We start from the raw sequence: 13,559 nt of genomic DNA on the forward strand, positions 1-13,559 counted from the left end.
AAATCAACGATGAAATAGCTATTTTTGCTGTTTCTGTCTAATAGTCTAGAGTTTAAGGTTTCTTTCACAACCTAGACAAACGATGTTCGAAATTGGTATTTAGCCTAAACATCCCAAAATACGAGCAGCTTTTTTGAATGTTAAGGCTTATTTCTAAGTGTTGCTCACTTCTGTTACAACCGAATAAAGTATAGTAGTTTTTTTTGGCTAAATCACGTATAATAAAAGTTAGTGAATTTTTCAAAAGAAGGGGGATCCTTATGGCATATCAAGCACTTTATCGTGTGTGGCGTTCACAGCGATTTGAGGATATCGTTGGACAAAAAGCTGTGACACAAACATTGAAAAATGCGATTGTTTCCCATAAAACCTCACATGCCTATTTGTTTACAGGACCAAGAGGGACAGGGAAAACAAGTGCGGCAAAAATATTTGCCAAGGCGATCAATTGCCCAAACAGCAAAGATGGTGAACCTTGTAATCATTGTGAGATGTGTCAGTCGATCACGACTGGGACACAAGAAGATGTCATTGAAATCGATGCGGCAAGTAACAATGGTGTCGAGGAGATCCGTTTCATCAGAGATCGAGCAAATTATGCACCAACAAAAGCCGCTTACAAAATTTATATCATTGATGAAGTCCACATGCTTTCGACTGGAGCGTTCAATGCTTTACTGAAAACACTGGAAGAACCAAAAGAAAGTGTTATTTTTATTTTAGCAACCACTGAACCGCACAAAATCCCTGCAACGATCATCTCTCGAACACAACGTTTTGATTTCAAACGGATCAATGCAGCAGATATTACCGAACATTTAGAATATATCTTGGATCAAACAGAGATTGCTTACGAAGCGCCTGCGTTGACAGTCATCGCACGAGCAGCAGAAGGTGGGATGCGAGATGCGTTAAGTATTCTTGACCAAGCGATTTCTTTCAGTGATGGCACGATCACGTTGGATGATGCAATGCAAGTCACGGGGAGTTTGACGAATGAGATGATGGATGCGTATCTATCCGCTTGTTTTAGCAAAGAGATCCCACAAGCCTTACAAGAATTGAATCAAATTTTAGCGGCAGGAAAAGAATCACGGCGCTTTTTAGAAGATCTGTTGTCTTATTGCCGTGATCTATTGATGTTTCAGCAAGCACCAAATCTATTAGAGGAAACCTCACATGTCAAAACAGAAACATTCACGACATTGGCGAAAGAAATCCCGGCACAACGCTTGTTTCAAATGATCCAAATTTTGAGCGATACACAAAATGAGGTGCGTTTTACAAATAGTGCGACTATTTATTTAGAGGTTGCGACAGTGAAACTAGCTCAATCTTCAGCAAATGAAAGTCAGCAAGTGCCTACTGAAATCGATCAGCAACAAGTAAAACAATTGCAACAAGAGATCCAAGAGCTGAAAAAGGAAATCAAAGAAATCAAAAATGGCACGGTGAAAGTCACTGCGAATCAGCAAACGCCGCAATCACCTGTTCAGAAAAAACAGCCAAGTACATACCGTATTCCTACGGAACGGGTGTATAATGTACTAAAAGAGGCGACAAGGAAACACTTGAATGAAGTAAAAGAAGTCTGGGATGATCTTTTGATGAGTTTGTCAGTGACCCAGCGAGCGATGCTCAAAGCAAGTGAACCAGTTGCGGCAGGACCTAATGGACTAGTGATTGCTTTTGATTATGAAATCGTCTGTCAGCGCGCAGCTAATGACGAAGAGCTTCAATTAGCGATCCACAACCAACTTAGTCGCATGATCAAAGATTATGCGCCAGAGCCTGTCTATATCACACGGGAAAGTTGGCCTGGTCTAAGAAAAAATTATCTCGTCCAAGCAAAGGATGGAGAAGCCGAAGAATCGTTTGCGTCTGATGATGAATCAGACGAGATCGAATTGCTTCCTCAAGAACAAACAAACCAAGAAAATGTAGTGACGAAAGCTGAAGAACTTTTCGGTTCAGCAGTCACAGTAATCGATGATTAGAAAAGGAGAGCGATATTAATGATGCGCGGAATGGGAAATATGCAAGGGATGATGAAGCAAGTCCAAAAAATGCAAAAAGAAATGGGCGAAGCCCAAGAAAAACTAAATGAAACAGAATTTACTGGTAGTTCTACGAATGATCTAGTCAAAGTCGTCTTTACTGGTAATCGTCGAATGAAAGATATCCAGATCAATGATGAAGTAGTTGACCCAGAAGATACAGAAATGCTACAAGATTTGATTGTGATGGCTGTAAATGACGTATTAGAAAAAATCGATACAGAATCAGAAAAAACAATGGGAAAATACACTAAGGGCTTCCCCTTTTAAATTTTCCTGAAGGGGAAATGAACATGCAATATCCAGAACCAATTGCCAAACTGATCGACAGTTATATGAGACTTCCAGGTATTGGTCAAAAAACAGCGACAAGACTGGCTTTTTATACGATCGATATGAAAGATGAAGTGGTCAATGAATTTGCCAAAGCTTTATTGAGCGTCAAACGCGATCTACATTTTTGTAGTATTTGCGGAAATATCACAGAAGAAGATCCTTGTGAGATCTGTAAAGATCCATCGAGAGATCGTGGCATCATTTTAGTCGTTGAAGAACCAAAAGATGTCATGGCGATGGAGAAGATGCGTGAGTATCGTGGCTTGTACCATGTGCTACATGGTGTATTGTCACCAATGGAAGGTACGGGTCCAGAAGATATCAATATTCCTCCTCTCTTACAACGTTTGCATGATGCAGAGGTCCAAGAAGTGATCATCGCAACGAATGCGACCACTGAAGGAGAAGCAACAGCAATCTACCTTTCACGATTGATCAAGCCTGCTGGTATCAAAGTCACACGGTTAGCTCATGGCTTATCTGTTGGTTCCGATATCGAATATGCAGACGAAGTGACTTTAATGAAAGCGGTCGAAGGCAGACGTGAACTATGATTTTTTTCTACGAGTCAGATCGCGGTAGTTTGATCAACAAAGATTTTCAGATACAATAGAAAAGCAAGAGAAGAGATGGAGGAACAAGTGTGAACGGCTTATTTATTACGATCGAGGGACCTGATGGTGCAGGTAAAACGAGTATCATCAAAGAACTATATCCTCTTTTACAACAAGTAGCAAAAACAGAGATCATTCAAACTCGGGAACCAGGTGGGATACCAATTGCTGAACAGATTCGTGCAGTGATTCTTGATCCCAAAAATGATCGCATGGACGAGCGAACAGAAAGTTTATTATACGCAGCTGCTCGAAGACAGCACTTGGTCGAAAAAGTTTTACCTGCACTTTCGAGTGGGAAAATCGTTTTGTGTGATCGTTTTGTCGATAGTTCGTTGGCCTACCAAGGTGCGGGTCGTCGGATCGGCGTAAACGAGATTGCTGAACTGAATGAATTTGCTACAGAAGGAACGACTCCTGATTTTACTCTTTATCTTGATGTGGATTCTGACACAGGATTACGTCGCATCGCTAAAAATCGCCAGAATCAAATCGATCGCTTAGATTCAGAGGGATTAGAGTTCCACCAGCGTGTCCGTCATGCCTATTTGAAATTGGTAGAGGAGCATCCAGACCGCATCCATAAGATCGATGCAAGAAATAGTTTTGAAGAAGTGTTACAATTGAGTTACCACGCAATTATCAACCAATTTCCACAATATTTTGAAAGTCAGGAAGGTGAACGTAAATGAAAATCATTTTAGCAATCATTCAAGATAAAGATAGCAACCGTTTGTCCAATGAATTGATCGATGCAAACATTCGTGCGACTAAATTATCTTCTACTGGTGGTTTCCTTAAAGCGGGAAACAGCACATTTATCGTTGGTATTGAGGACGATCGTGTCGAAGAAGCATTAGAGATCATCAAAAAAACATGTGAGTCAAGAAAACAATTTGTTTCTACTCCAGTAACGTTAGATATTTCAATGGACGGTGGCGTTCCTTATCCTGTAGAAGTAGAAGTGGGCGGAGCAACAGTCTTTGTCTTACCAGTTGAAGGATTCCACCATTTCTAGGAGGAACTATGGCTCAAGAAAACATACTTGCGCAAATGCAACCTCTCGTGTATCAACAACTTCAACGAAGTTTTGAGCATGGGCGTCTCGCTCATGCTTATCTTTTTGAAGGTGAAAAAGGTACAGGAAAGCATGAGGTAGGCATTTGGTTAGCACAACATTTATATTGTACGAATATGAACAACCAACAACCTTGTGGCAGATGCAATAATTGTCAACGGATCAAAAATCAAGAACATCCGGATGTACTCGTTCTTGCACCCGATGGTCAGTCGATCAAGGTCGATCAGATCCGGCGCTTACAGACAGAGTTTAGTCGTAGTGGATATGAATCAAGGAAAAAAGTATTCTTGATCCAGGAAGCAGAAAAAATGAACGCGAGTGCGGCCAATAGTCTATTGAAATTTTTAGAAGAACCACCTGGTGATTTTCTAGCGATTTTAGAAACGGAAGCCATTGGTCGGATCTTACCTACGATCCAATCTCGTTGTCAAACCTTGCATTTCCAAGAATTGTCAAAGGATTCATTGATTCAAAAATTACAAGATCAGCAAATTTCTGCGGAAAAAGCAAAACTTTTGTCATTCTTGACAAACAGTTTAGGAAAAGCAGTTGAAATCTCAGAAGATGAATGGTTTAATGAGGCTAAGGACTTGATTTATCAATGGTTTGTCTACTTAGATAAAAGAGATACACAAGCCTTTATCTATGTCCAAAAACGATTGGTGAAAGTATTTAAAGAAAAAAAACAACAATTTACTGGTTTTTCAATTTTAATGTATTATTATCAGGAAGCTCAAAAACAGGCGATAACATCTGGGGAGTATGGTAAAGTCAAACGGCTGAATCAAACGATTGAACGTATTTTGTTAGCAGAACAAAAACTGCGTAGCAATGTGAGTTTTCAAGCCGTTGCTGAGCAATTTGTATTACAAACGATTTTTTGATTTGTCAATTTATATTTTGCGTAATCAAGGAGGCCACAAATGGTAGAAGTAGTAGGTGTCCGTTATAGAGATGCTGGTCATGTCTATTATTTTACACCCGGAGATTCAGAATATGCATACAATGATAAAGTGTTAGTCGAGTCTCAGCAAACTTTACATATCGCAACGGTTGCTATTCCCAAAAGAGATATTGATCTGGAAGATTTACCTGAAACCATCAATCCCATTTTGCATAAAGCAACAACTGCTGAGCTTAAAAAATGCAACAAAAATGAAGAAGATGCAAAAAAAGCTTTTTTGATTGCGAAAGAAAAAATTAGAGAGAGAAAACTAGAAATGAAGATCGTCCAAGTTGAATATACTTTTGATCGAAGCAAATTGACTTTTTATTTTGCGGCAGATGGACGTATTGATTTTCGTGAATTAGTGAAAGATTTGGCGGCCGTTTTTCGTACAAGGATCGAATTGAAACAAATCGGTGTTCGGGATGAGGCGAAGATGATCGGAAGTATCGGGCCTTGTGGGCGACCACTCTGCTGTTCTTCTTTCTTAGGAGATTTTGTCCCTGTTTCGATCAAAATGGCAAAAGAACAAGGATTATCACTGAACCCAACTAAAATTTCTGGCTTGTGCGGTCGCTTGATGTGCTGTCTACAGTATGAAAGTGAAGCATATGAAGCCGCAAAAAAAGAACTCCCTGACTTTGGGAAAACACTTGAAACTCCTGATGGTAAAGGGAAAGTCGTAGGATTGAACCTGCTTAGTTGCTTAGTTAGTGTGCGACTGAACGGACGGGAGAATCCTGTTGAATATGAATGGGATGAACTAAAAAATTTCATCCAAGTAGGTGAGATGAATGGATAAGAGATCATTATATGATGGGTTGAACCAATTGGAGTCAGAGTTACGAAATACATTGACTGAATTAGTAGAGATGAAACATGCACTGCATGAGATCGTTGAGAAAAATACCACCTTAGAGATGGAAAATCAACGATTACGTGAACATCTTCGTGAATTGAACCAAGTGGCGCAAGCTCCAGCTGAAAATGCCAAACAAGAACTATCAAAATCCCGAATGAATCTTGAAAAGATTTACGAAGAAGGATTTCATGTTTGTTATGATTTGTATGGTTCAAGACGTGAAAATGATGAACCTTGTGCGTTCTGTTTAGAAGTGATCTATCGTGAAAGTGGACGCTAAATCAAAGGATCTAGTGGCTTCTATCACAGTCAATGAATACCGCAAAGCATTCTTGTTTTGCGGTATTCGTCGTTGAACTACCAGGATAAATTTTTTAATTAGAGTAGCTTCCTTTACTCTGTTTGATAAGGAGAATCATATGTATAACCAAAAGAGCTTTAAAGGAAATCACGTGTTTGGCACACTTTACCTCGTTCCAACACCGATCGGAAACTTGGAGGATATGACTGTTCGCAGTGTGCGGACATTACAAGAAGCGGATTTGATCGCGAGTGAGGATACACGCAATACACAAAAGCTATTGAATCATTTCGAGATCCAAACTCCCCAAAAAAGTTTGCACGAACATAATTATAAAGAACGTATTCCTCAATTGATCGACTGGCTAAAAGAAGGAAAAACGATAGCACAAGTAAGCGATGCGGGCATGCCATCTATCAGTGATCCTGGACATGAGCTTGTTGTTGCTTGTATCAAAGAAGATATCCCAGTTGTAGCATTGCCAGGTCCTACAGCGGGTATAACCGCATTGATTGCCTCTGGGCTTGTTCCGCAACCATTTTTATTCTATGGTTTCTTACCTAGAAAGAAAAAGGAACAACAGGACATACTAGCATCTCTTGTCGCACAGAAAGCAACATTGATTTTTTACGAATCACCTTATCGCGTAGCCGCAACGTTGACTAACATGTTGGAAGTGTTCGGCAATCGTCAAGTGGTGCTTTGTCGAGAATTGACGAAGATCCATGAAGAATACCTACGCGGAGACATCGAAGAATTACTTGGTTATTTAGAAAAACAGCCGATCAAGGGAGAATGCTGTTTACTTGTTGAGGGAAGCAACGAGGAAATAGTTCCAACTGAACAGCTTCAAGGTAGCTTGAAAGAACAAGTACAACAATTGATCGATCAAGGAGAAAAACCGAATGCGGCAATCAAAACGATTGCAGTCAAAAACGGAATCAAGAAACAAGAAGTTTATCGTCAGTTCCATGAATTGGATAATTAAACGAAATAAGAAGAACAAGCTACATCAACTATTCTAGATAAATGAAGCGGAGAGACGGAAATCAGGTTTAGATTTTCGTCTCTCCGCTTATTATTGATGAATCATTTCTTAAATTATAGTTTTCGTATTTTGAAAAGAGTAGAAGGGAACAATACAGCTATTTAGTTTACTGCGATGATTCCACTCTTTTTTGATGCAGAAATTATTTCGACAGCTTGTTCGTTTGACTGCATCTAAGTGATATAAGAAGGGTTAACCGGATTAATCTACAGGATCACGATAAGGTAAAATAGAGATATTCTCGCTTTGCCCGGCTTGCCCAGCGCTACCACTTTTTCCAGCACTGCCACTTGTTCCCGGTGAGCCCGGCTTGCCATCACTTTTCTTAGACCCGCCTTTTCCAGCAGCACCGCCATTTCCACCTTGTCCAGGGGAAACGTCATGTGTACCTGTAAGAATATATTCCACTCCTTCCTCTATATAGATAACTATATTTGCTCCGTTTCCACTTTTACCACCATTTTCCGCCATTTCCACCTTTTGCTCCGTTTCCACCGTTTCCGCCATCCGTGCAGCTCTTTGAGGCTTCGCCGTCTCCGCCACTGTCACCATTTCCACCATTCCCACCATAGCTGCCAAAAGGAGTATCTCCTGTAAGTTTTTTGATATAAAACTTACATTCAGATGAGTTGCCACCCTCTGTTCCGGGAGAGCCATCTGCACCCTCAGTCCCATTTCCACCCAATTTTTTATTAATATCGGAACCACCGTTTCCGCCGTTTGCTCCAGCTGCTCCATTCCCGCCATTCCCGCTATTTCCTCCATGTATCCCAATGACGACAATTCCATTATTCAAGGAAGTATGCTCCAATTGAGTCATCTGTTCAGTTTGAAAGTGGACATGTGTGTGCACAAACGAGACTAGCGTTCTTTTCTAATGTCACCGACTTAAAAGAAAGGGAGACCGTATCGCCAGAATCAATCACAAAACTAGTGTTTTCTTTGATTGTGAGATTTTGCTCCTTGCTGCCATAATGCTGGAGAGTCATAGGGAAGATAAAGCGATTCAACATTTCCTCGTACACCTGAGCATCATTAGAATTACCATATACATAAGCTTTTAGAACAGTACATAGATTTTGACTTGTACGGTTTTCTTTTAAATTGATATCTGGTAGTACTTTGAAGCGTTCATCTTCGGTTGTTAACTCATTTTCAAATAGAAAATCTGGCGTTCCAGTCAATAGTTTGAGAGTCTGAACATCAGGACATTTGATTTGCTGACAATTTTTTTTGCACTATCAGGAGTCAAAGTAAAAATATCAGAAGTACTCACAATATGATTGGATGGTAGAGTATTATCGGGAGTAGTTCTTGTCAAATTTTTTTTTAAGAATTTAGTTCTGAACTGATCGATTTTTTAAAACTCTTTTTCTAAAACGGGGCTAACGTTATTTTTTAAGTTATTTAACATGGATACTCTCCATTAATTTTAATTAAGACTGGCCAGTCTTTTACAAACAGATAATAGCATAATATAATGATGTTTTAAAATCATAAGAATTGTTATTTAATATTGAGCATGTCCAAACGAATAAGTAGACTTGCACAAATAGAGACGTGTGCCAAAGAAAAGACAGCGCGTATTCACAGGATTTAAGGAAAGATCTTTTCTTGAAAGGGAACAAAAGTTCGTGTATAATGATAGTGGGGTGAGTCTGATGGAATTACAGTTTCCTTTACATAATGATACGTCTAGAAAAATCATTCATATCGATATGGATGCTTTTTTCGCGTCCGTTGAAGAACGAGATCACCCTGAACTTCGTGGAAAACCCTTAGTGATCGCCAGACATCCCAGTGATACTGGCGGGCGTGGGGTAGTGACGACGGCTAACTATGAAGCACGTAAGTTCGGCATCCATTCAGCAATGAGTGCCCAAAAAGCCTATGAACTTTGTCCAGAAGCGATTTTCAAACCGGGAGACCACCAAAAATATAGTGAGATATCAAAAGAAGTCAGGGAGATTTTTTATCGCTATACAGACTTAGTCGAACCAGTTAGTATTGATGAAGCTTATTTAGATGTCACGAATAATAAAATCAATTGTAAATCAGCGATTAAGATCGCCCGAATGATTCAACTTGATATTTGGCAAACGGTGCATCTGACTTGTTCGGCTGGTGTCAGCTATAATAAATTTTTAGCGAAACTTGCATCAGATTTTCAAAAACCTAAAGGAATGACGGTCGTCACCCCCGAAGAAGCTGTCGATTTCTTAAAAGCATTACCAATCGAAAAATTTCATGGTGTCGGCAAGAAAACTGTTCCTAAAATGCATGAATTAGGTATTTTTACAGGAGAAGATCTGTATCAATGTACTGAAATGATGTTGATCCAACAGTTTGGTAAAATGGGGTATTCGTTGTATCGAAAAGTACGAGGTATCCATGATTCGCCGGTCAATGTTACCCGAGAGCGTAAGTCAGTTGGGAAAGAGCATACGTATGGACAACCACTAAGAACAGAAGAAGAAGTTCTTGGTCAGTTACGTCAGCTGGCTGAGAAAGTGGAAGATTCTCTCCGGCGTGTTCAGAAACATGGAAAAACAGTTGTCTTGAAGGTCCGTTATACCGATTATTCTACAGTAACGAAGCGAGTGACATTACCAGAATATGTCTATAAAAAAGAAGCACTGTTTTATCAAGCTAGTCTGATATGGGAAGAGATTTTAGGGATAGAGAAGGGGATTCGTTTATTAGGTATCACACTGACGAATTTAGATCCGATGACTTATGAGAATATTGTGTTACCTTTGTGGGAAACGCAAGCGATAGAACCAGAAATAGAATAAAGAATGCTCCATCTTAGACTTTGAGACAAAAGCGGAATTCACTTCTGTCTGGGTCTTTTAGATGGAGCATTCTTTATTGTGTTCAATCAAAACTGAGTATAGTTAAATCAGTTCTTGTTTTTTTATTTGCTCATATGTTTGCGTAGCATCTGTACATTTTTCCCAGATGACGACTTGTTTTTCAGCAAGCGATCGTTGCACGTCAATGATACGCTGATTGCTGCTTCCACGAAATTGTAATTTGAAATCTCTTTTTGACCATTCAAAACGGCCATCAACAAGAATATCGAGTTTCGAGAGCAGTTCTAATTTATCTTCCGAATCTTGTAATAATTCATCGAAGGTATAACCGGTCCAAGACCAGATGTCTTTGCTGTGACCAAATTCTTGCCGGATTCGATCAACTACACGTAGGCAAACATTCGTATTCAAAAAAGGTTCACCACCTAAGAGTGTCAATCCTTGGACGTAATCGTTACGTAGATCAGCCATGATCTGTTCTTCCAGTTCTGGAGTGAATGGTTTGCCGTAACGGAAATTCTGAGCGGCTTTGTTAAAACAACCTTCACAGGCAAATAAACAGCCACTTACATATAAGCTATTACGAACACCTTCGCCATCCACAAAGTTGAACGGTTTATAATCGGCGATATAGTCATGACTATAATCTTGAGCCAGCCATTCTTTAGGTTTAGGATTTCTCATAGTAAAACTTCTTTCATTATAAAATGGTATCCGTTATAAAAAATTCTTGACGGTCGTAGGAGACATAAGAAAATAGCCAGAGGAAGGGATGCTATCTCTCATATGACTTGGAGTTGAACGACTTTCTCACAACCTCATTTACGGTGTTCGAAAAGCTGACCTTCAACACTAAGCTGAAAAATCAAAAAATATGAGAAGCTATTTTCTGATTTACCATCTTACTGCTCAGGTCAGGACGCTTTTATCACAACCTTATCTACGGTGTTCAAGAAGCAACACTTCGGTAATAAGTCAAAAAAATCTAAAATGAAAGAACTATTTTTGATTTTTCTGTCTTATTACTCAGTGCTAAACGCTTCTTTCACAACCTTACTTCATATGTTTCACGCGTGATGAGATTTCTTTGTGTCTGCCGTGGACCATTGGGCGGGCTTGTGGGTTTCCTAGATAGCCGCATGTTCGTTTGACTACGTCACATGATTTTGGATCGTGATTGCCGCATTCTGGGCATTCAAAGCCACGTTCAGTTGGTTGGAAATCTCCTTCAAAACCACATTGGTAGCAATGATCGATCGGTGTATTGGTTCCTAAATAGCCTACTTTGTCATAGGCAAAGTCCCAAACAGCTTCTAATGCTTTAGGGTTTTGTTGCAATACTGGGTATTCACAGTAATGGATAAAGCCACCAGAACAGTATTTTGGATAGTCTTTTTCAAATTCAAGCTTTTCAAATGGCGTTGGATTTTTACGCACATCATAGTGGAAACTGTTAGTGTAATATTCCTTATCTGTGATATTTTCAACGATACCGAATTTCTCTGTATCTAAACGGCAAAAACGATCCGTCAAGCTTTCACTTGGTGTGGAATATACGCTGAAGTGATAGCCATATTCATTTCCCCAAGCGTCTGCATTGGCTTTTAGTTTTTTCACGATATCTAGAGTGAAGTCTTTGGCTTCAGCATTATTTTCCCATTCACCGCCAAAGAAAGAAGCAGCGACTTCATAAAGTCCGATGTAGCCTAATGAAACAGTTGCTCGACGATTTTTAAATAATTCATCTACGGCATCTGTACGAGATATTCGTTTACCGAATGCACCATACATGTAAAGGATCGGTGCATTTGCTGGAATCGCTTCTTTACAACGTTCGACACGATAAACTAAGGCATCTTTCATGATCGACAAGCGATCTGAAAGTAATTGCCAGAATTTTTCTTGGTCACCGTCTGCTTCTAAGGCGATCCGCGGCAAGTTCAACGTAACCACACCTAGATTCATTCTTCCGACATTCACTTCTTCACCGTTCTCGTCTTTCCAACCTTGTAAGAAGGAGCGACAGCCCATTGGTACTTTGAAGCTTCCTGTCAATTCAACGATCTTGTCATAATTTAGAATATCTGGGTACATTCTTTTTGTGGCACATTCTAAGGCTAATTGTTTGATGTCATAGTTTGGATCAGTTGGTTTAAGATTGATTCCGTCTTTTAGTGTAAATATCAATTTTGGGAAGATCGCTGTCCGTTTCTCACTGCCTAATCCATTGATTCGGATTTGTAAAATCGCTTTTTGGATTTCTCGTTCAAACCAATTTTTACCTAGACCGAAGCCGAGTGAAGTAAAAGGCGTTTGTCCGTTGGAAGTGAAAAGTGTATTGATCTCATATTCCAAACTTTGCATGGCATCAAAAATATCTTTTTTGGTTTTTGCTTTTGCATAGGCTTCTTGCCGTTCGGGTGTGTCGATCCATTCTTTGGCATCAATTAAATGTTTTTTGTAATTTAATTGTGCAAAAGGAGCAAGCAATTCATCTGTGCGATCGGCAGAACATCCGCCATATTGGCTAGATGCAACATTGGCAATGATCTGTGAAATCTGTGCCGTTGCTGTTTGGATCGATTTTGGTGATTCGACTTCTGCATTTCCAATTTTAAACCCGTTGTTCAACATACCTTTGAAGTCGATCAAACAGCAATTTGTCATTGGTGTATACGGATGGTAATCGAGATCATGATGATGGATATCGCCTTTTTGATGGGCGTTGGCAATATGCGGTGGAAGTAATTTCAATCCGATCGATTTCCCAACGATGCCAGCAGTCAAGTCACGCTGCGTATTGAATACATTACTATCTTTGTTCGCATTTTCATTGACAACACTTTGGTCTTTATTGATCAGTTTCTCGATCGAAAAGTTGATGTCAGTTGCTTTACTACGTGCAAAATCACGTTTTGTTCGATAATGGATATATTCTTCTGCTAAGGCATATTCGTTTTTTTCTAACAAGATATGTTCAACGATGTTTTGGATCTCATAGATTTTTACGTTATTTGCGAAGCGATCTTTGATTTCTTTGATCACAAGTTCTGCGATTGATTGGATCTTTTCGTACGTAATAGGAGATAAGGAACCGTGAATTTTCTTTTCTGCTTTGATCAGTGCGGCATTTATTTTCTGTTCATCAAATGGTACCTCGCGTCCATCGCGTTTGATGACAGTCATTTTTTTGGTTTCAGGCTGTTTGTCTAGCACAGCCATTTCTTGATCTGTTCGTTTCATTTTCTTCAGCTCCTACAAAAAATAGTTCTTGTCTATCATAAAACAAATTGAAGAAAGGAGCAACTAATTATCTGCTACATATAGTGTTTTATCGCTGTATAATTGAATGAGTATACTATATATGGTGTATATTATCTTGTGAAAAAAAGTGAAAACGTGCAGTATCAGCTTTTGAAAAATACGAATTATTTTTTTTTGAATAAAAAAATTGAATAAAAAAATTTCCAGGATAATTTGCGTGAGTGATCAGGTGAC

15 protein-coding genes are annotated in these 13,559 nt (G+C 39.4%); 10 read left to right on the forward strand and 5 right to left on the reverse strand.

The features are described from left to right. Positions 1 to 260: 260 nt before the first annotated feature. The 9 genes from dnaX to rsmI all read left to right on the forward strand — a co-directional run bounded on the left by dnaX (position 261) and on the right by rsmI (position 7,185). Entirely contained in the window at positions 261 to 1,997 is a 1,737-nt protein-coding gene (dnaX, locus tag ACH0AK_RS13050; RefSeq protein ID WP_499796952.1) for a DNA polymerase III subunit gamma/tau, read from the forward strand. An 18-nt stretch (positions 1,998 to 2,015) separates the two neighbouring features. After that, complete coding sequence (locus ACH0AK_RS13055) at positions 2,016 to 2,327, forward strand: YbaB/EbfC family nucleoid-associated protein (RefSeq protein WP_499796953.1); 312 nt, start codon at positions 2,016 to 2,018, stop codon at positions 2,325 to 2,327. 23 nt (positions 2,328 to 2,350) lie between these two features. Continuing rightward, a complete protein-coding gene (recR, locus tag ACH0AK_RS13060) occupies positions 2,351 to 2,947 on the forward strand; it encodes a recombination mediator RecR (protein WP_019722633.1) in 597 nt (198 codons plus the stop codon). Between the two features lie 89 nt (positions 2,948 to 3,036). Next, a complete protein-coding gene (gene tmk / locus ACH0AK_RS13065; protein WP_010736049.1) occupies positions 3,037 to 3,699 on the forward strand; it encodes a dTMP kinase in 663 nt (220 codons plus the stop codon). After that, entirely contained in the window at positions 3,696 to 4,025 is a 330-nt protein-coding gene (darA, locus tag ACH0AK_RS13070) for a cyclic di-AMP receptor DarA (protein WP_010736048.1), read from the forward strand. The genes tmk and darA overlap by 4 nt, the downstream gene beginning before the upstream one ends. An 8-nt stretch (positions 4,026 to 4,033) precedes the next feature. Next, positions 4,034 to 4,972 (forward strand): DNA polymerase III subunit delta', encoded by a 939-nt coding sequence (gene holB, locus ACH0AK_RS13075; RefSeq protein ID WP_010736047.1) that lies wholly within the window; start codon positions 4,034 to 4,036, stop codon positions 4,970 to 4,972. A 39-nt stretch (positions 4,973 to 5,011) separates the two neighbouring features. Further along, complete coding sequence (locus tag ACH0AK_RS13080) at positions 5,012 to 5,836, forward strand: PSP1 domain-containing protein (protein WP_010736046.1); 825 nt, start codon at positions 5,012 to 5,014, stop codon at positions 5,834 to 5,836. Then, positions 5,829 to 6,176 carry a DNA replication initiation control protein YabA gene (locus ACH0AK_RS13085; RefSeq protein ID WP_010736045.1) on the forward strand — a complete coding sequence of 116 codons (348 nt, stop codon included), beginning with the start codon at positions 5,829 to 5,831 and terminating at the stop codon, positions 6,174 to 6,176. Before ACH0AK_RS13080 ends, ACH0AK_RS13085 begins: the two co-directional genes overlap by 8 nt. A gap of 139 nt (positions 6,177 to 6,315) precedes the next feature. Continuing rightward, positions 6,316 to 7,185: a 16S rRNA (cytidine(1402)-2'-O)-methyltransferase gene (gene rsmI, locus ACH0AK_RS13090; RefSeq protein WP_010736044.1), complete on the forward strand. Its 870-nt coding sequence runs from the start codon at positions 6,316 to 6,318 to the stop codon at positions 7,183 to 7,185. A 261-nt stretch (positions 7,186 to 7,446) separates the two neighbouring features. Here rsmI and ACH0AK_RS13095 read toward each other — a convergent pair whose 3' ends face one another. From ACH0AK_RS13095 to ACH0AK_RS13105, 3 genes are read right to left on the reverse strand one after another with little or no spacing between them, the layout of a single operon-like run. Continuing rightward, positions 7,447 to 7,752 (reverse strand): hypothetical protein, encoded by a 306-nt coding sequence (locus ACH0AK_RS13095; protein ID WP_438846437.1) that lies wholly within the window; start codon positions 7,750 to 7,752, stop codon positions 7,447 to 7,449. Then, positions 7,697 to 8,041: a hypothetical protein gene (locus ACH0AK_RS13100; RefSeq protein WP_438846438.1), complete on the reverse strand. Its 345-nt coding sequence runs from the start codon at positions 8,039 to 8,041 to the stop codon at positions 7,697 to 7,699. Before ACH0AK_RS13100 ends, ACH0AK_RS13095 begins: the two co-directional genes overlap by 56 nt. Positions 8,042 to 8,069: 28 nt before the next feature. Further along, entirely contained in the window at positions 8,070 to 8,429 is a 360-nt protein-coding gene (locus ACH0AK_RS13105; protein ID WP_034691329.1) for a hypothetical protein, read from the reverse strand. Between the two features lie 474 nt (positions 8,430 to 8,903). On the opposite strand from ACH0AK_RS13105, the gene dinB reads away from it, so the two are divergent. Further along, a complete protein-coding gene (gene dinB, locus ACH0AK_RS13110; protein WP_175401357.1) occupies positions 8,904 to 10,040 on the forward strand; it encodes a DNA polymerase IV in 1,137 nt (378 codons plus the stop codon). 102 nt (positions 10,041 to 10,142) lie between these two features. Here dinB and nrdG read toward each other — a convergent pair whose 3' ends face one another. Together nrdG and nrdD are read right to left on the reverse strand one after the other, a co-directional pair. Beyond that, entirely contained in the window at positions 10,143 to 10,745 is a 603-nt protein-coding gene (gene nrdG, locus ACH0AK_RS13115; protein WP_010736040.1) for an anaerobic ribonucleoside-triphosphate reductase activating protein, read from the reverse strand. A gap of 369 nt (positions 10,746 to 11,114) precedes the next feature. Then, a complete protein-coding gene (nrdD, locus tag ACH0AK_RS13120; RefSeq protein WP_499796955.1) occupies positions 11,115 to 13,304 on the reverse strand; it encodes an anaerobic ribonucleoside-triphosphate reductase in 2,190 nt (729 codons plus the stop codon). Positions 13,305 to 13,559 lie beyond the last annotated feature (255 nt).

The sequence above is a fragment of the Enterococcus pernyi genome, assembly GCF_045371165.1.
In the GTDB taxonomy this organism is placed as follows: domain Bacteria; phylum Bacillota; class Bacilli; order Lactobacillales; family Enterococcaceae; genus Enterococcus_B; species Enterococcus_B pernyi.